This is a genomic window from Pseudomonas sp. PDM18 (genome assembly GCF_014852585.1).
In the GTDB taxonomy this organism is placed as follows: Bacteria; Pseudomonadota; Gammaproteobacteria; order Pseudomonadales; family Pseudomonadaceae; genus Pseudomonas.
In genome coordinates this window covers 19,313-37,786 of record NZ_JACVBX010000023.1, presented here as the reverse complement: position 1 = coordinate 37,786, position 18,474 = coordinate 19,313, and the positions used below count along the sequence as shown (strand labels likewise).

Here is an 18,474-nt window from a genome sequence, read left to right as displayed (position 1 = left end):
AAGTGGCCTTGGTCGCTTGCATGCGCAAGCTGCTCACCATCCTCAACGCAATGCTCCGTGACCAGGCACCTTTTCGGCCCAAAATAGCTTGACGCCGAACACGGTTGCTCGCCCGAGGGGGCGAAACCCAATATCTGCGCGTACTCACAAGCGGCGCAGAAACACCGGGCTCCAGGCAACCCACAGCTCTCCAATCTCTAAGCCGCACAGGCAAAAAAAAGCCCCACCGAAACCCGGCAGGGCAGAGAGTGTAAAACCCAGGTCGAAACCTTATTCCGCGATCCCCAGCGCCACCGGCTGGCCGACTTCGCGGGCCTGGCCGCGGGTGGCCAGGCAGTAGTACAGCGGGACGGTCACCAGCAGGCCGACCAGCCACGACAGGTCCACCCCGTCGATGTAGTTGGCGTACGGGCCGACGAACAGCGAGGTATTGGCGAACGGCAGCTGCACGATGATGCCGATGAAGTAGGCAATGATCGCGTGCGGATTGAAGCGCCCGTACACGCCGCCGTCACGACGGAAGATCGAGTTGATGTCGTAGCGGCCGCGCTTGATCAGGTAGAAGTCGATCAGGTTGATCGAGGCCCAGGGCACCAGCACGATCAGCATCGCCAGAATCAGGCCGATGAACTGCGAGATGAAGTTGGCCGAGGCGCCCAGCGCCATCAGGCAACTGCCCGCCAGCACCACCGAAGACAGCACCACGCGCACCCGCACGCTGGGCGTCCAGCTGCCGGCGAAGGTCTGGATCGAGGTGACGATGGAGAGCACCGCGCCGTAAAGATTCAGCGCGTTGTGGCTGATGATGTTGAGCAGGAACAGCAGCATCAGCACCGAGCCGAACATACCGGTGGCCTGCTTGACCGCGACCATCGCGTCGGTGCCCTCCGGGGTCGCCAGCACGGCGACGGCACCGAAGCTGAACGACAGGCTGGTGCCCGCCACCGCGCCGGCGAAGGTCGCCAGGAACGGCTTGCCGATACCGACGCTGGCCGGCAGGTAGCGCGAGTAGTCCGAGGTGTAGGGCGCGAAGCTGATCTGCCAGATGATGCCCAGGCACAGGGTGGCCAGGAAGCCGGACAGGTTGAAGGCGCCGCGGGAGAGGAAGTTCGCCGGCAGGTCGCCGCCGAGCATGATGACGAAGCCCAGCAGCAGCGCGCCGCCCATCACCCAGGTGCCGATACGGTTGAGGGTGTGGATGAAGCGATAGCCGATCACGCCGATGGCGGTGGCACTGAGTGCGCCGAGGATGATCGCCAAGGGCGTCGGGGTCGCCGGCACCAGGCCCTGGATCGATTTGCCCGCCAGCACGATGTTGGAAATGAAGAAGCCGACGTAGATCAGCGCGGTGAAGAACACGATCAGCAAGGCGCCGTAACGGCCGAACTGGCCCCGGCTCTGGACCATCTGCGGGATGCCCATCTGCGGGCCCTGCGCCGAGGCCAGAGCGAGGAACACGCCGCCGAACATATGGCCCAGGACGATGGCGATCAGTCCCCAGAGCAGGTCCAGATGGAACACCTGGATCGCCATCGCGCCGGTCACGACCGGCAGCGGTGCGATGTTGGTGCTGAACCACAGCGTGAACAGGTCGCGGGAGCGGCCATGACGCTCGGCCGGCGGCACGTAATCGACGGTATGGTTCTCGATCAGCGGAGTATCGGACATCGTTTTTGCCTTGCTTATTGTCTTTGTAAGGTCAGGTCATCCGGCGCCCTGGATCGGGCAGAAACGGCGCTACGGTGACGGCGGCAATATTATGGTATTCCAAATACCAAGCAAGAGTTTTCTACGCAACCGTTGGTCGAATGACCGCCACCGGCCTCTCTGCCAGAGTCTCAGCTTATCGGCGAAAGCCCCGTATTCCGCAGCCTCCAGCCGACGGTCGGCGCCTCGCCGCCCATCCATCGGGAAAAGAAAGGGCTTGCTTTAGAAGTATTACGGTATACCATCAGACGAAACGACCACTCCCGATGGCCGGCTCACCAGACAGGTACTCGCAATGATCGACCACGCTGCCTACAAACAAGTCATGGGCTCCTTCCCGTCCGGCGTCACCGTCATCACCACGATGGACGACGATGGCCAGGTGGTCGGCCTCACCGCGAGCGCCTTCAGCTCCCTGTCGATGGACCCGGCGCTGGTGCTGTTCTGCCCCAACTACAGCTCCGACTCCTACCCGGTGTTGATCCGCCGCAAGCACTTCGCCATCCACCTGCTGTCCGCCGACCAGAAAGGCGAGGCCTACGCCTTCGCCGGCAAAGGCAAGGACAAGGCCCAGGGCGTCCAGTGGACCCTGAGCGAACGCGGCAACCCGCTGCTGGAAAATGCCACCGCGATCATCGAGTGCGAGCTGTGGCGCGAATATGAAGGCGGTGACCACGCCATCCTGGTCGGCGCAGTGAAGAACCTGATCGTGCCGGACCAGCAGATCACCCCGATGATTTACTGCCGCGGAAAGATGGGCGCGCTGCAGGCTTTTGCCTGACCGCCGGATCTTTCGCCGTCCGGCGCAGGCCCCTTCTTGCGGGAGTGAGAAGGGGCTTTTCTTTGGCCTGACTCCCCTTTAGGAGCGCCCCATGGGCGCGATCGCGGGCATGGCCCGCTCCTACAGAAGAGCGCCCTCCTACCCCAATGAAAAAGGGCCCGCATACGGGGGCCCTCTTCCTCAGGTCCTGAACCGCGATACCAACCGGTTCAGCTCGTCCGACAGCCCGCCCAAGGTCTGCGCATCGCCCTGCGTGGCCTCCGCCAGCCCGACCACTTCTGATCTTTCGCCGTCCGGCGCAGGCCCCTTCTTGCGGGAGTGAGAAGGGGCTTTTCTTTGGCCTGGCTCCCCTGTAGGAGCGCCCCATGGGCGCGATCGCGGGCATGGCCTGCTCCTACAGAAGAGCGCCCTCCTACCCCAATGAAAAAGGGCCCGCATACGCGGGCCCTCTTCCTCAGGTCCTGAACCGCGATACCAACCGGTTCAGCTCGTCCGACAGCCCGCCCAGGGTCTGCGCATCGCCCCGCGTGGCCTCCGCCAGCCCGGCCACTTCCTGGGCATCGCGGTGGATCTGGCTGATGTGCCGGTTGATCTCCTCCGCCACCTGGTGCTGTTCCTCGGCGGCGGTGGCGATCTGGGCGTTCATGTCGCGGATCACATCCACCGATTCGCGAATCGCCCCGAAACACGCCCGCGCCTCGCGGATCGAACCCACGGTGCGCTGCGAAGCCTCCAGGCTCGACTGCATCTGCCGCCCGGTGTCATGGGTGCGGCGGGCCAGGGTGCCGAGCAGGTTGTCGATCTCCCCGGTGGACTCCGCCGTGCGCCGGGCCAGTGCGCGTACCTCGTCCGCCACCACGGCAAAGCCCCGCCCCTGATCACCCGCGCGCGCCGCTTCGATGGCCGCGTTGAGCGCCAGCAGGTTGGTCTGCTCGGCGATGGAACGGATGGTGCCGAGGATCGACTGGATATCGTTGCTGTCCTGCTCCAGTTGGCGCATGGCGTCGGCGGAATGGGCAATCTCGTCGCTCAGGCGGCCGACGCTGTCCACTGCCTCGTCGATCTGCTGCTGGCCATCGTGGGCCTGGCGCTGGCCGCTGTCGGCGGATTCCGCCGCCTGGCTGCAGGAGCGCGCGACCTCGTTGGCGGTCATCACCATCTCGTTGAACGCGGTGGAGACCATGTCCACCGCCTCGCGCTGGCGTGCGGCAGTATCGGCCAGGGCCTGCGAGGTCTCGCGGCTGCTGCCGGAACTCTGGTGGATGCTGCCGGCGGCGGCGCCGATGCTCTGCACCAGCCGGCGAATGGCATCGAGGAACTGGTTGAACCAGCCGGCCAGTTGCGCCGTCTCGTCGCGGCCACGCACGGCGAGGCGGCCGGTGAGGTCGCCGTCGCCCTGGGCGATGCCTTCCAGGCCAGCGGCCACGGCCCGCACCGGGCGCACGACCAGCCCGGCGAACAGCGAGCCGAGGCCGGCGAATGCCAGGGCGATGATCACCGCGATCAGGGCAATGCCCCAGGTCAGGCGCGTCGCCGCGCTCATCACTTCGCTTTCCTTGATCAGGCCGACGAAGCGCCAGCCCAGCGTCTCGGACGGCCAGACGTTGGCCAGGTAAGGCTCGCCGCCAATGGTGACTTCTACCAACCCCTTCTGCGCGCTGGCCAGGCGCTGGAAATCCCCGCCCAGTTCGCCCAGCTGCTTGAAGTTGTTCTCCGGGTTGTTCGGGTCGACCAGGATGGTGCCGTCGCCTTCCATCAGCATCAGGTAGCCGGATTCGCCCAGGCGGATAGCCTTGACGATATCGGTCAGGCGCTTGAGCGAGACGTCGATGTTGACCACTCCGCCCTGCGGGCCGAACTGGTTGGCGAAGGTGCGCACGCTGCTCACCAGCACCACCTTGTCCGCCGCCCAGTAGTAGGCCTTGGTACGCAAAGTCTTGCCCGGCTGGGCCATGGCCGCCTGGTACCAGGGGCGAGTACGCGGATCGTAGTTGGCGAGCTGGGCGTCGCCCGGCCAGAAGCTGTAGCCGCCCTCGCGGGTGCCGAGGGACACGTAGGCGTAATCCGGATGGCTCTGCGCCAGGCTGGTGAAGAGGTCGAAGACGCGCTTGTCCAGCTCCCCGGTGGGGTGCTGCGCGGCGTCGGCGCCCATGTACTGCTTGAGGCTGCTGTCGATCGCCGCCAGCTGCGGATGGGCAGCCAGGTAGTCGACGTTCTGGGTGATGCCGTCGAAGAAGATCTGCATGGCATTTTCGACCTGGCGGATCTCGCGACTGCTGCCATCGATGAAGCTGTCCCGCGCCTCGCCGCGCAGGTTGAGGATCACCAGCACGGCAACGAGTATCACCGGCAGACTGGCGATGGCGGAAAAGGCGAGGATCAGTTTTTGTTTGAGGTTCATCCCTACTCCCTTGGTCTGCTCGCGGCAGAAACGCCTTGCAGACATCCCGTATTATGGTATACCAATATGCAACGGATTCCCTAGCGCGGAAAACGGCCACTCATCCCGCCGCCGCGCCTGACCACCGAAAAAGCAGTGATGCGTGCCTGCGCATCTCCCGCCGGCTGCCGCGCCGGATACAAGAAAGGTTCGAGGTAAGCGATATGAAGTTTTCCCTGTTCGTGCACATGGAGCGCTACGACGACCAGCCCAGCCACCGCCAGCTGTTCGAAGAGCTCACCGAGCTGACGCTGATGGCCGAGGCCGGCGGTTTCTCCACCGTCTGGATCGGCGAGCACCACGCCATGGAGTACACCATCTCGCCGAGCCCGATGCCGCTGCTGGCCTACCTCGCCGCGCGCACCGAAACCATCCGCCTGGGCGCCGGCACCATCATCGCGCCCTTCTGGCACCCCATCCGCGTCGCAGGTGAATGCGCCCTGCTCGACGTGATCAGCAACGGCCGCATGGAAGTGGGCCTGGCGCGCGGCGCCTACCAATACGAATTCGACCGCATGGCCGGCGGCATGCCCGCCTCCAGCGGCGGCCAGGCACTGCGCGAAATGGTCCCGGTGGTGAAGGCGCTGTGGCAGGGCGATGTCGCCCACGACGGCGAAATCTGGAAATTCCCCACGTCCACCTCCTCGCCGCGCCCGATCCAGAAGCCGACCCCGCCCATGTGGATCGCCGCCCGTGATCCGGACTCGCACAACTTCGCCGTGGCCAACGGCTGCAACGTGATGGTCACGCCGCTGATGAAGGGCGACGAGGAAGTCGTCGACCTGAAGAACAAGTTCGAGGCCGCCCTGGCCAACAACCCGGCGGTGCCGCGCCCGCAACTGATGGTGCTACGCCACACCCATGTGCACACCGCCGACGACCCGGAAGGCTGGAAGGTGGGCGCCGAGGCGATCTCGCGCTTCTACCGCACCTTCGACGCCTGGTTCGGCAACAAGCAGACCCCGGTCAACGGCCTGCTGCCGCCCAGCCCGGAGGAGAAGTTCAAGGAGCGCCCGGAGTTCGAGCTGGAGAACATTCGCAAGAACACCATGATCGGCACCCCGGAAGAAATCATCGCGCGCATCCGCCATTACCAGGAACTGGGCGTGGACGAGTTCAGCTTCTGGGCCGACAACAGCCTGCCGTATGCGCAGAAGAAAAAGTCGCTGGAGCTGTTCATCAAGCACGTGGTGCCGGCTTTCCGCTGATCGTCGCTGCTCGCCACAAAAGGCGCCTTCGGGCGCCTTTTGTATTTGCGGCACCGTGCCTCCCTGTAGGAGCGAGCTTGCTCGCCCAGCTCCGGTGCCACCTTGTGGGAACCGGCGATGCCCGCGATCGCGCGCATGGCGCGCTCTACCATGGAATTCCAGCGTCAAACGAAAAAGCCCGGCATCCGCCGGGCCCTTTCACCTCAGCCGAGGCTCAATCCGCGTGGATGTCGTTGTCCTTGGTCTCCTTCAGGAACAGCAGCGAGCAGACCAGGCTCATCGCCGTGATCAGCACCGGGTACCACAGGCCGTAGAAGATGTTGCCGGTGTACACCACCAGCGCGAACGAGATGGTCGGCAGCAGTCCGCCGAACCAGCCGTTGCCGATGTGATACGGCAGCGACAGCGAGGTGTAGCGGATGCGCGTCGGGAACAGCTCGACCATCAGCGCCGCCAGCGGGCCGTAGCAGCAGGTAGCGATGAAGATCAGCGCGACGATGATCGCCACCACCATCGGCCGGTTCACCAGCGAAGAGTCAGCCACGGTCGGGTAGCCGGCATCCTTCACCGCAGCGCCCAGCGCGGCGGCGTCGAAGCCCTCGATGCGCTTCTCGCCGATGGTCACCACCAGCTCGCTGCCGGCCGGCGCGGCCACCGTGCTGTAGGGCACGCCGCCCTTCACCAGCAGGGTCTTGGCCTTGTCGCAGGCGCTGTCGAATTTGGCCTTGCCCACCGGGTCGAACTGGAAGGTGCAGGTGGCCGGGTCCGCCATCACGGTGACCGGCGCCTGGCGCGAGGCCGCATCGATCTGCGGGTTGGCGTAGTGGGTCAGCGCCTTGAACAGCGGGAAGTACAGCACCGTGGCCAGCAGCAGGCCGGTGATCAGCACCGGCTTGCGCCCGACCTTGTCCGACAGCCAGCCCATGAGCACGAACAGCGGCGCACCGATCACCAGGGAGATGATCAGCAGACCGTTGGACAGCGCCGGGTCGACCTTGAGTACCTGGGTGAGGAAGAACATCACGTAGAACTGCGCCGCGTAGAAGGTCACCGCCTGCCCGGCGTTGATGCTGAACAGGGCGATCAGGACGATCTTCAGGTTGCTCCAGTTGGTGAACGATTCCTTGAGCGGCGACTTGCTCACCTTGCCCTCGGCCTTCATCTTCAGGAACGCTGGCGACTCCTGCATGGACAGGCGAATCCAGGTGGAGATGCCCAGCAGCACGATGGAAATCAGGAACGGCAGGCGCCAGCCCCAGGTCTCGAACTCGGCGCCGGTGATCTGGCGGCAACCCCAGATCACCACCAGCGACAGCAGCAGGCCACCAGTGGCGGTGCACTGGATCCAGCTGGTGTAGGCGCCGCGCTTGTGGTCAGGCGCGTGCTCGGCCACGTAGATCGCCGCACCACCATATTCACCGCCCAGCGCCAGGCCCTGCAGCAGGCGCAGCACGATGAGGATGACCGGTGCGGCCACGCCTATGGTGGCATAGGCCGGCAACAGGCCCACCGCGAAGGTCGACAGGCCCATCAGCAGGATGGTGACGAGGAAGGTGTACTTGCGCCCGATCATGTCCCCCAGGCGGCCGAACACCAGTGCGCCGAACGGGCGGACGAGGAAGCCGGCGGCGAACGCCAGCAGGGCGAAGATGAAGGCGGTGGTGTCGTTGACACCCGCGAAAAAGTGCTTGGCGATAATGGCCGCCAGCGATCCGTAGAGAAAGAAGTCGTACCACTCGAATACCGTGCCCAGCGACGAGGCGAAGATCACCTTGCGCTCGTCGCGGCGGGAGGTCGCGGGCCGCTCGTAGGAGCTGGTCTGTGCTACATCGGTCATTACGGGCTCTCCTGCCCCTTCTGGGGGCTTTTGTTTTTGTCAGCCTCGACTGCCACGGTTTTCACACCGCGCGATACCGTTGAGTTGCTACACGCCAAATAAAAAAGTGGGCAGACGGGATCACCGTCACGCCACCGGAGCTTCCTCCTGTGTGTGCCCACTGGAAGGGATGACCTCCGCGCCACGCGCGGGTTCGCTCAAAATCATCTGCGCGGCCTTTTCCGCGATCACCAGCACCGGCGAGCAACTGTTGCCGGAGGTCAGGCTGGGCATGATCGAAGCATCGGCGATGCGCAGGCCGGGGATGCCGTGTACGCGTAGCTGGCTGTCCACCACCGCGCCCTCGCCCTGCCCCATGCGGCAGGTGCCGGCCGGGTGGAAGATGGTGGTACCGATCTCGGCGGCGGCGCGGTGCAGGTCTTCCTCGGTCTGGTAGTCCGGGCCGGGCTTGAACTCCACCGGCTGGTAGCGCGCCAGCGCCGGCGCGGAGGCAATGCGGCGGGTCAGGCGGATGGCATCGGCAGCCACGCGCAGGTCCTGCGGGTGGCTCAGGTAATTGGGCTGGATCACCGGCTTGTCGCGCGGGTCCACCGAACGCAATGTCACTGTGCCCCGACTCAGCGGGCGCAGGTCGCACACCGAAGCGGTGAACGCCGGGAAGCTGTGCAGGGGTTCGCCGAAGCGCTCCAGCGACAGCGGCTGCACGTGGTATTCGAGGTTGGCCGAACGCTGGCCGGGGTCGGACTTGGCAAACGCGCCCAGCTGGCTGGGTGCCATGGACAGCGGGCCGCTGCGCTTGAGCAGGTACTCCAGGCCCATGCCCATCTTGCCCCACAGCGTCGAGGCGATCTGGTTCAGCGAGGGCGCGCCGTTCATGCGGTAGATCAGGCGCAGTTGCAGGTGGTCCTGCAGGTTGCCGCCGACGCCGGAAAGCTCATGTCGCACGCCGACGCCGTGCTTCTCCAGAAGATCGCGCGGGCCGATGCCCGAGCGTTGCAGCAGCACCGGCGTGTTGATCGCACCGGCGCAGAGAATCACTTCGCGCTTGGCGCGCAGTTCGCGCCGCGTGCCCTGCCAGTTCACCTCCAGCCCAGCGGCGCGGCCGTTCTCCAGTAGCACGCACTGTGCCTCGACGTTGGTCAGCACGGTGAGATTAGGCCGGTTGGCGATAGGCCGCAGGAAGGCCTTCGAGGCGTTCCAGCGCACACCGGAGCGCTGATTCACCTGAAAGTAACCGCAGCCCTCGTTGTCGCCGCCATTGAAGTCATCCACCGAGCGGACCCCAGACTGCGCCGCCGCCTCGCGGAAGGCATCGAGGATCGCCCACGACAACCGCTGCTTCTCCACCCGCCATTCGCCGCCCGAGCCGTGCAGCTCGCTCGACCCGGCGAAGTGGTCCTCCATCCTCATGAACAGCGGCAGCAGGTCGTTCCAGGCCCAGCCGGGGTTGCCCTCGGCGGCCCAGCCGTCATAGTCCAGCGCCTGGCCGCGCATGTAGATCATGCCGTTGATCGACGAGCAGCCGCCGAGGGTGCGCCCGCGCGGGTACTTGATCGCGCGACCGTTCAGGCCCGGCACCTTCTCGGTGTCGAAACACCAGTCAGTGCGCGGGTTGCCGATGCAATAGAGGTAGCCGACGGGAATATGGATCCAGGGATAGTTGTCCGGGCCGCCGGCTTCGAGCAGCAGCACGCGGTTGGCAGGGTCGGCGGACAGACGATTGGCCAGCAGGCAGCCGGCGGGGCCCGCGCCGACGATCAGGTAGTCATAAGCATCCAGTGCCTGGGGCATGGAGAAGTACCTCGTCGTGCTTGTTCTTGTTATCTGAAAACCGAGCCTAGTCGTTCGTTCGTGATAAAAGAACAGTCGTTTCGAGTCAGCTGCTGTGCGTTTTCTAACAACAAGGACTGCCGCGATGTTCGACTGGAATGACCTGCGCTACTTCCTGGAGCTGCATCGCAGCGGCCGCCTGCTGACCACCGCCAAGCGCCTGGGCACCACCCACGCCACAGTGGCGCGGCATATCGAGAGCATCGAGCGCGACCTCGGCACCCAGCTGTTCGCCCAGCACACCGGCGGCTACCAGCTCACCCCAGCCGGCCAAGCACTGCTCAAGCACGCCGAGGCCATGGAGAACACCGCCCTCCTCGCTCAGGAGGAAATGAGCCAGGCCATCTCACCGCTGGGGCAGGTGCGCATCGGTGTCACCGAGGGCCTGGGCACCATGTTCCTCGCCCCGCGCCTGGGCGAACTGATGCAGCGCTATCCTGGCCTGGAAGTGGAACTGGTATCGGTGCCGCGCTTCGTCAGCATCACCAACCGCGAAGCAGACATCGCCATCACCCTGGAACGTCCCAGCGCCGACCTGGTCATCAGCCGCCTGCTCACCCGCTACCGCCTGAGCCTGTTCGCCAGCCCCGCCTACCTGGAAAACGCCCCGCCCCTGCGCGACCGCGAAGACCTCAGCCGCCACCCGTGGATCGGCTACGTCGACGACCTGCTGTTCAGCCAGGAACTGCTGTTCCACCACAGTTTCTGCCGCCACCCGCAGGTGGTGTTCCGCAGCACCAGCGTGGTCGCCCAGCAACAGGCCGCCCAGGCTGGCATCGGCATCGCCATCCTCCCGCAGTACATGGGCCTGCACGACCCGCGACTGATGCCGGTGCTGCCGGAGGAGTTCATCGAACGCGAATACTGGATGTGCACCCGGCGCGAACTGCACCGGTCGGTGCGGTTGCGCCTGGTGTGGGATTTCCTGGTGGAAGTCTGCGGGCGTGAGCAGGGGATTCTGGTGGGCGGCCAAACGACGTCATTGGCCTGACCTGTAGGGGCGAGCTTGCTCGCTCCTACAGGGGATAGCGTTATTCGGCGCGGGCCTTCTCGACTTTCTCGGACGCCGACCACAGGCGATAGCGGACCTCGATGTCCTTGGGCACGTAGATCAAGATGGGCAGCTTGCTGTTGTAGCGCAGCACGAAACCATCGCCGACCACCGGGACGAAGTCCTTGCGGGTCTTGCCGTCCGGGCAGGCCATCAGGGTGCTGGCCGGGCCGCTGACCTTGTCCAGGCGGTAGTAGGTGTAGCCCCAGCCTTCCAGGGTCTTCTCTTCCAGGCTGCCGCCAAGGCGCTGGCGGTTGCAGTCGACGGTGAGCGTCTTGCCGGCGAGGATCTCGACCTTGAAGTTCTCTTCCTGCGCCTGCTTGGGCAGGTGGATGACCTGGCGCACGAAGCCGTCCTCGGCCTTGGGATAAGGCGCAACGTCTTCCAGCTTGGCGGCGCTGGCGAAGGTGGCGGTGGCGCTGAGCAGCAGCGCGGTGGGGAGGGTGAAACGTACGAACGGCATGAAGCCTCCTTGCAGAAATGAAGAACGAACGCACCGCGTGGTGCGTTCGTCCGAGCGATCTGACCGTCAAATTGTACGAACGCTCCTACATCTGCGTGCTGAGTTGTATCAAGCCACTTCACCGCCGGCCTTGGCCTGCTGCTCCAGGTGGGCCTGGAGTTCCGGGGCGAGGTTGAGGTTGTAGGCAAGTTCGTCCAGGTAGGTGCGCTCGGTATCCTGCTGATCATCCACCAGCATCACGCTGACCAGGTACATCTCGGCGGCCACGGCCGGGTCGCCCTGGGCAGACTCGGCAACTTCAGCGGCGTCAAGCGGCTTGCGCACCTCGGCGTCGAGCCAGTCCTGCAGCTCCGGCTCATCGGTGTGGCGGGCGATCTCGGCCTGGATGGCGGCTTTTTCCTTTTCATCGATGCGACCGTCGGCCTTGGCGGCGGCGATCATCGCGCGCAGGATCGCATGGCTGTGGGCCTCGGCTTCCGGGCCAGAGAGCTGGTCCACGGTCATCAGCGACTGCTGCTGCGGCGCGGCAGCCGGGTGCTGGCGCTGGTAATTCTGATAAGCCTGGAAGGCCATCATGCCGAGGGAGGCGAGCATGGCGTAGTTGATGCCGCCGCTGCTGCCCGTGCGGCCTTGCGGGGCGCCGCCGCTGTTCATACCGCCCCCGAGCATGCCGCCCAGTACGCCGCCCAGGCCGCCGAGCCCACCGCCGGCGCCGCCGGATGAGCCGCCCAGCAACCCACCCAGCAACCCGCCGAGGCCGCCCAGGCCTCCGGCGCCGCCGCTCTGTTGTGTCGCCGCGCCTTGGCTGCCGCGCAGCAATTGTTCCAGTATATCTGCAGTGTTCATTGAGTGACCCTCGCCGGCTTGCGTGGCGCGCCGGGCGGCGTCGCCAACCTGTTGCAGCAATGAGCTCTGTCCTGCCTTGAGCAGTTGTTCGAAAAGAGAACCAGCATTCATGAGATGACAACTCTCGCTATGCGTTGGGCAACGATAGTCCCGCCACACCGATGTGCCAGCGCCGTTCGCCGGCCGGGTGTCAGGGCGGGACACCCGGGGCGAAGCCTGCCGCCGCGAGAGTTAGCCAGCCAGGCGATTGCCGCCCGGCGCCGACTTCAGCCGGCGATTGCGAGCAAGGTCACGCGGGGACGGCGTCCAGCGCCTTCTGCGCCTGGGCTTCCAGTTCGACCTTGAGGCCGGCATCAAGGCTCAACTGGCGGGCTAGCTCGTCGAGGTAGGCACGTTCCATGTAGCTGGTCTCGTCGACCATCAGCAGGCTGGCCAGGTACATCTCGGCGGCCATTTCCTCGCTGGTGGCGGCGCGGGCGACTTCGGCCGGGTCCAGCGGTTTGGCCAGTTCGCGGTCCAGCCAGCCCTGCAGTTCGACGTCGCCGGTGAGCTTGGCGATCTCGCCGTCGATCAGCTGGCGTTCGCGATCATCGATATGTCCGTCGGCCTTCGCGGCAGCGACGATGGCTCGCAGGATGGCATGGCTGTGCTGCTCGGCCTGCACCGGGGGCAGGCGGTCGACGGTCTGCGGCTCGCCGCGCGGGGCACTGGCCTGCTTCTGCTGCCAGTTGCCGTAGGCCTTGTAGGCAAGCACGCCAAGCGCCGCGAGGCCACCATAGGTGACGACGTTGCCGCCGATCTTGCGCGCCTTCTTGCTGCCCATCAGCAGGCCCAGCGCGCCCGCCGCCAGGGCGCCACCACCGGCACCGGAGAGCAGGCTGCCCAGGTCCAGGCCGCCGCCTTTGCCGGACGAAGAGGACTGCTGTGCACCGTCCTGCCGGGCCACGCCCTTGTTCTGCAGGAGGTCCTGGCCGGATCTGAGGAGCTGGTCGAGCAGGCCGCGAGTGTTCATGGCGATCTCCACTGTCTATCGAAAATTGTGGATTCCGACTCTAGTCCAGCGCGCCTCAGTGGCGCAGCGACAGTGTGCTTCCGGATATTGCGGGCTATTACCGGCGGGTCCGCAGGGCAAATGGGCCGCTTTCATTCGATTTAAAAGAATGCTCCTATATATTTTTGATAATCAACAATGAGAGGCGCCGAGACCGGCTAGACAAGGCTCTAGATCGCGGCTCCGCGCACCAGCGGCCAATCACCATGATGACGCTCCGCCAGATCCGCCACTTCATCGCCGTCGCCGAGACCGGCTCGATCTCCGCCGCTGCCCAGGCGGTGTTCATCTCCCAGTCCACCCTGACCCTGGCCATCCAGCAACTGGAGGAAGAGATCGGCGTACGCCTGTTCGACCGCCACGCCAAGGGCATGACCCTGACCCACCAGGGCCACCAGTTCCTGCGCCAGGCGCACCTGATCCTGGCCACGGTGGAGAACGCCAAGCGCAGCCTGCAGCAGAGCACCGACCAGGTGGCCGGCAGCCTGACCATCGGGGTGACCAGCCTGGTGGCCGGTTACTACCTGGCGGACCTGATCAACCGTTTCCAGCGCGCCTTCCCCAACGTGAAGACCCGCGTGGTGGAGGACGAACGCCCATACATCGAGCACCTGCTGGTGAGCGGTGAGATCGACGTCGGTGTGCTGATCCTCTCCAACCTGGAAGACCGCCACGCCCTGCAGACCGAGGTGCTGACCCACTCGCCGCACCGCCTCTGGCTGCCGGCGCAACACCCGCTACTGGAGCGCGACAGCATCGCCCTGGCCGATGTGGCGGGTGAACCCCTGATCCAGCTGAACGCCGACGAGATGGGCCTGCACACCCAGCGCATCTGGTCGCGCGCCGGGCTGGTGCCGCAGGTGACGCTGCGCACCGCCTCGGTGGAAGCCGTGCGAAGCCTGGTGGCGGCGGGTCTGGGACTGTCGATCCAGCCGGACATGACCTACCGCCCCTGGTCGCTGGAAGGCGACATCATCGAGGCGCGGCCGCTGGTGGACCTGTCCGAACCGCTCGACGTGGGCCTGGCATGGCGTCGCGGCACCGCGCGGCCGGCACTGGTGGACCCGTTCCTGACCGTCGCCCGCGAGCAGCCCAACGCAAAACGCCTTTCGATCTAGAGGCTTACAGCGTTCGATTTAATCGAACGGCGCTTTCAGTAATTAGAATTTGTCGACCCCACGCCCGGACTCTAGTCTCTCGTCCCATACCAAAGGGCCAAGTTCCGGGCACCGCCCCTACGCCGGAGCACGCACATGGCCCCCGAAAACAAGACAGATAAAAGACGAGTTCCCAAGATGACCGGCGCAACCCTGCATACCGCCTTGCTGATCGACGGCCAACTGGTCGCCGGCGAAGGCATGGCCGAGCCGATCATCAACCCGACCACGGGCGAGACTATCGTCAGCATCGCCGACGGCTCGATCGATCAGGTCGAACAGGCCATCGCCAGCGCGCACCGCGCCTTCCCCGCCTGGGCCCGCACGACCCCCGCACAACGTTCCGCCGCGCTGCTGGCCATCGCCGACGCTATCGACAAGCGCGCGAACGATCTCGCCCAGCTGGAATCGCTGAACTGCGGCAAGCCGCTGCACCTCGCGCGCCAGGACGACATCCCGGCCACCGCCGACGTGTTCCGCTTCTTCGCCGGCGCCGTGCGCTGCCAGCAGGGCCAGCTCGCCGGCGAATACGTGCCCGGCCACACCAGCATGGTGCGCCGCGACCCGGTGGGCGTGGTCGCCTCCATCGCGCCGTGGAACTACCCACTGATGATGGCCGCGTGGAAGATCGCCCCCGCGCTGGCTGCCGGCAACACGCTGGTGTTCAAGCCGTCCGAACACACCCCGCTGAGCATTCTGGCGCTGGCCCCGGCGCTGGCGGAAATCCTTCCCGCCGGCGTGATCAACATCGTCTGCGGCGGCGGCGAAGGCGTCGGTAGCCATCTGGTCAGCCACCCGAAGGTGCGCATGGTCTCGCTCACCGGCGACATCGTCACCGGGCAGAAGATTCTCCAGGCGGCCTCGCGCACCCTCAAACGCACCCACCTGGAACTGGGCGGCAAGGCGCCGGTGATCGTCTGCAACGACGCCGACCTCGAAGCCGTGGTCCAGGGCGTGCGTACCCACGGTTACTACAACGCCGGGCAGGACTGCACTGCAGCCTGCCGCATCTACGCGCAGGCCGGCATCCATGACCGCCTCGTCGCCGAACTGGGCGACGCCGTGGCGAGCATCCGCTTTGCCCGCAAGCGCGACGCCGACAACGAGATCAGCCCGCTGATCAGCGCCCGCCAGCGCGACCGCGTGGCCAGCTTCGTCGAACGCGCCCTCGGCCAGCCGCACATCGAACGCGTCACCGGCGCCGCCGTGCATTCCGGCCCCGGCTTCTACTACCAGCCGACCCTGCTGGCCGGCTGCAAGCAGCAGGACGAGATCGTCCAGCGCGAAGTGTTCGGCCCGGTGGTCACCGTGACCCGCTTCGACCAGCTGGAGCAGGCGGTGGACTGGGCGAACGACTCCGAATACGGCCTGGCCTCCTCGGTGTGGACGCAGAACCTGGACAAGGCCTTCCAGATCGCCAACCGCCTGCAGTACGGCTGCACCTGGATCAACACCCATTTCATGCTCGCCAGCGAGATGCCCCACGGCGGGCTCAAGCGCTCGGGCTACGGCAAGGACCTGTCCAGCGATTCGCTGCAGGACTACAGCGTGGTGCGCCACATCATGGCGCGCCACGGCCAGCAACTGGATTGAACCACCCGGCGGGCCACCCGCCGGCACATAAGAAACGCCCCGGCGGTACGCCGCCCGAGGGCTGTTGCTCGATTGAACTGCCCCACCAATAGAGACAACAACGAGAGGGAGACACCCGATGCGCAAGACCGCACTGCTCAGTGCCATCACCACCGCCCTGCTGGCCAGCGCCGGCGTCCAGGCCGCCGAGGCCCTGAAGGAAGTCGGCCAGGGCGAAGGCCGCCTGGACATCATCGCCTGGCCCGGCTACATCGAGCGCGGCCAGTCCGACAAGAACTACGACTGGGTGACCCAGTTCGAGAAGGACACCGGCTGCCAGGTCAACGTGAAGACCGCCGCCACCTCCGACGAGATGGTCAGCCTGATGGCCAAGGGCGGCTACGACCTGGTCACCGCCTCGGGCGACGCCTCCCTGCGCCTGATCTACGGCAAGCGCGTGCAGCCGATCGACCCGTCGCTGATCCCCAACTGGAAGAACATCGACCCGCGCCTGAAGGACGCCGCCTGGTATGTGGTCAACGGCAAGACCTACGGTGCGCCGTACCAGTGGGGCCCGAACCTGCTGATGTACAACACCAAGGTCTTCCCCACCGCGCCGGACAGCTGGAAAGTCGTGTTCGAAGCGCAGAACCTGCCCGACGGCAAGCCGAACAAGGGCCGCGTGCAGGCCTACGACGGCCCGATCTACGTCGCCGACGCCGCGCTGTACCTTAAGGCCACCCAGCCCGAGCTGGGCATCACCGACCCGTACCAGCTCGACGAGAAGCAGTACGCCGCCGTGGTCGATCTGCTGCGCAAGCAGCATGACCTGATCCACCGCTACTGGCACGACACCACCGTGCAGATGAGCGACTTCAAGAACGAAGGCGTCGCCGCTTCCAGCGCCTGGCCGTACCAGGCCAACGCCCTGAAGGCCGAAGGTCAGCCGATCGCCACCGTGTTCCCGAAAGAAGGCGTCACCGGCTGGGCCGACACCACCATGCTGCACGCCGAAGCCCAGCACCCGAGCTGCGCCTACAAGTGGCTGAACTGGTCGCTGGAGCCCAAGGTTCAGGGCGACGTGGCAGCCTGGTTCGGCTCCGTGCCGGCCGCGCCGGCAGGCTGCAAGGCCAGCACTCTGCTGGGTGCCGAGGGCTGCGCCACCAACGGCTACGACCAGTTCGACAAGATCGCGTTCTGGAAGACCCCGCAGGCCGAGGGCGGCAAGTTCGTCCCGTACAGCCGCTGGACCCAGGACTACATCGGGATCATGGGCGGCCGCTAAGGCCTGGAGCGTTCGCGAGCAAGGGCCAGGCGCCCACCTCGTTCCTACGGCGTATCCCTGCTCTTCGTAGGAGCGAGCTTGCTCGCGAACCCGCCCCGTGCACCTCGCCATCCCGGCGAGCCTCACGGCATCCATCCGATTGCATCGATTCACCCGTATCTCAGATTTACGGGCAGGGCCCGGCCGCGCCGGATTCCTGCCCCTTGGAGCGTGCACCATGACCACCCCCGCTGTTCAATTCACCCAGGTCTCCCGCCAGTTCGGCGAGGTGAAAGCCGTTGACCGGGTGTCCATCGACATCAAGGACGGCGAGTTCTTCTCCATGCTCGGCCCGTCGGGTTCGGGCAAGACCACCTGCCTGCGCCTGATCGCCGGCTTCGAGCAACCCAGCGCAGGCTCCATCCGCATCCATGGCGAGGAGGCCGCGGGCCTTCCGCCGTACCAGCGCGACGTCAACACGGTGTTCCAGGACTACGCGCTGTTCCCGCACATGAGCGTGCTGGAGAACGTCGCCTACGGCCTGAAAGTGAAAGGCATCGGCAAAACCGAACGCCTCAAGCGCGCCGAAGAAGCCCTGGCCATGGTCGCCCTGGGTGGCTACGGCGTGCGCAAGCCGGTGCAGCTCTCCGGTGGCCAGCGCCAGCGCGTGGCCCTGGCCCGTGCCCTGGTGAATCGCCCGCGCGTCCTGCTGCTGGACGAACCCCTCGGCGCCCTCGACCTCAAGCTGCGCGAGCAGATGCAGAGCGAGCTGAAGAAGCTGCAGCGCCAGCTGGGCATCACCTTCATCTTCGTCACCCACGACCAGAGCGAAGCGCTGTCCATGTCCGACCGCGTCGCGGTGTTCAACAAGGGCCGCATCGAGCAGGTCGACACCCCGCGCAACCTCTACATGAAGCCGGCCACCCCGTTCGTGGCCGAGTTCGTCGGCACCTCCAACGTCCTGCGCGGCGACATCGCCCAGAGCCTGACCGGCAACGCCCAGCCGTTCTCCATCCGCCCGGAGCACATCACCTTCGCCCATGGTGAGCGCGCCACCTCGGACATCGAGATCAGCGGCCTGCTGCACGACATCCAGTACCAGGGCGCGGCGACCCGCTACGAGATCCGTCTCGACAACGGCCAGAACCTCTGCCTCAGCCAGGCCAACAGCCAGTGGGCCGACATCGACCTCGCCCATCAGCCGGGCCAGCGCGTGACCGCTCGCTGGGCGCGCGAGGCGATGGTGGTGCTGAACGAGGGCGCGTGA

14 protein-coding genes and 1 pseudogene are annotated in these 18,474 nt (G+C 65.8%); 7 read left to right on the top strand and 8 right to left on the bottom strand.

Features of this window, described 5'->3' with window-relative positions; genetic code table 11:
• Nucleotides 1-270: 270 nt before the first annotated feature.
• Nucleotides 271-1,668, bottom strand: coding sequence for a purine-cytosine permease family protein (locus IB274_RS28835; protein WP_192436195.1), 1,398 nt, complete (start codon nucleotides 1,666-1,668; stop codon nucleotides 271-273).
• A gap of 334 nt (nucleotides 1,669-2,002) precedes the next feature.
• Between IB274_RS28835 and IB274_RS28830 the strand changes: the two genes are divergently transcribed.
• A complete protein-coding gene (locus IB274_RS28830) occupies nucleotides 2,003-2,488 on the top strand; it encodes a flavin reductase family protein (RefSeq protein WP_192436194.1) in 486 nt (161 codons plus the stop codon).
• Nucleotides 2,489-2,942: 454 nt separating this feature from the next.
• Here the strand turns inward: IB274_RS28830 and IB274_RS30240 are convergent, their stop codons facing one another.
• Together IB274_RS30240 and IB274_RS30235 are read right to left on the bottom strand one after the other, a co-directional pair.
• Entirely contained in the window at nucleotides 2,943-3,671 is a 729-nt protein-coding gene (locus IB274_RS30240; protein ID WP_412548460.1) for a methyl-accepting chemotaxis protein, read from the bottom strand.
• Nucleotides 3,672-3,800: 129 nt separating this feature from the next.
• Nucleotides 3,801-4,733, bottom strand: a pseudogene (locus tag IB274_RS30235) (cache domain-containing protein); the annotation flags it as partial.
• 359 nt (nucleotides 4,734-5,092) lie between these two features.
• Between IB274_RS30235 and IB274_RS28820 the strand changes: the two are divergent.
• Complete coding sequence (locus IB274_RS28820) at nucleotides 5,093-6,136, top strand: LLM class flavin-dependent oxidoreductase (protein ID WP_192436192.1); 1,044 nt, start codon at nucleotides 5,093-5,095, stop codon at nucleotides 6,134-6,136.
• A gap of 214 nt (nucleotides 6,137-6,350) precedes the next feature.
• Here the strand turns inward: IB274_RS28820 and IB274_RS28815 are convergent, their stop codons facing one another.
• Both IB274_RS28815 and IB274_RS28810 read right to left on the bottom strand, forming a co-directional pair.
• Entirely contained in the window at nucleotides 6,351-7,973 is a 1,623-nt protein-coding gene (locus IB274_RS28815) for an MFS transporter (RefSeq protein WP_192436191.1), read from the bottom strand.
• A gap of 126 nt (nucleotides 7,974-8,099) precedes the next feature.
• On the bottom strand, nucleotides 8,100-9,764 hold the full coding sequence (locus IB274_RS28810) for a GMC family oxidoreductase (RefSeq protein ID WP_192436190.1): 1,665 nt from the start codon (nucleotides 9,762-9,764) through the stop codon (nucleotides 8,100-8,102).
• Between the two features lie 124 nt (nucleotides 9,765-9,888).
• On the opposite strand from IB274_RS28810, the gene IB274_RS28805 reads away from it, so the two are divergent.
• On the top strand, nucleotides 9,889-10,794 hold the full coding sequence (locus tag IB274_RS28805; RefSeq protein WP_192436189.1) for a LysR family transcriptional regulator: 906 nt from the start codon (nucleotides 9,889-9,891) through the stop codon (nucleotides 10,792-10,794).
• Nucleotides 10,795-10,834: 40 nt separating this feature from the next.
• On the opposite strand, the gene eco is transcribed toward IB274_RS28805, so the two are convergent.
• The 3 genes from eco to IB274_RS28790 all read right to left on the bottom strand — a co-directional run bounded on the left by eco (nucleotide 10,835) and on the right by IB274_RS28790 (nucleotide 13,175).
• On the bottom strand, nucleotides 10,835-11,317 hold the full coding sequence (gene eco / locus IB274_RS28800; protein WP_192436188.1) for a serine protease inhibitor ecotin: 483 nt from the start codon (nucleotides 11,315-11,317) through the stop codon (nucleotides 10,835-10,837).
• Between the two features lie 108 nt (nucleotides 11,318-11,425).
• On the bottom strand, nucleotides 11,426-12,163 hold the full coding sequence (locus IB274_RS28795; protein ID WP_192436187.1) for a tellurite resistance TerB family protein: 738 nt from the start codon (nucleotides 12,161-12,163) through the stop codon (nucleotides 11,426-11,428).
• Nucleotides 12,164-12,452: 289 nt separating this feature from the next.
• The gene (locus tag IB274_RS28790; RefSeq protein WP_192436186.1) at nucleotides 12,453-13,175 is read right to left on the bottom strand and encodes a tellurite resistance TerB family protein; all 723 of its coding nucleotides are present in this window, start codon (nucleotides 13,173-13,175) and stop codon (nucleotides 12,453-12,455) included.
• A 245-nt stretch (nucleotides 13,176-13,420) separates the two neighbouring features.
• Between IB274_RS28790 and IB274_RS28785 the strand changes: the two genes are divergently transcribed.
• From IB274_RS28785 to IB274_RS28770, 4 genes are all read left to right on the top strand, one after another.
• Nucleotides 13,421-14,332, top strand: a complete 912-nt coding sequence (locus IB274_RS28785; protein WP_024765694.1) for a LysR family transcriptional regulator — start codon at nucleotides 13,421-13,423, stop codon at nucleotides 14,330-14,332.
• Between the two features lie 177 nt (nucleotides 14,333-14,509).
• The gene (locus tag IB274_RS28780; protein ID WP_192436185.1) at nucleotides 14,510-15,964 is read left to right on the top strand and encodes a gamma-aminobutyraldehyde dehydrogenase; all 1,455 of its coding nucleotides are present in this window, start codon (nucleotides 14,510-14,512) and stop codon (nucleotides 15,962-15,964) included.
• Nucleotides 15,965-16,082: 118 nt separating this feature from the next.
• Nucleotides 16,083-17,228: a putative ABC transporter substrate-binding protein YdcS gene (gene ydcS / locus IB274_RS28775; RefSeq protein ID WP_192436184.1), complete on the top strand. Its 1,146-nt coding sequence runs from the start codon at nucleotides 16,083-16,085 to the stop codon at nucleotides 17,226-17,228.
• Nucleotides 17,229-17,445: 217 nt separating this feature from the next.
• On the top strand, nucleotides 17,446-18,474 hold the full coding sequence (locus tag IB274_RS28770; RefSeq protein ID WP_192436183.1) for an ABC transporter ATP-binding protein: 1,029 nt from the start codon (nucleotides 17,446-17,448) through the stop codon (nucleotides 18,472-18,474).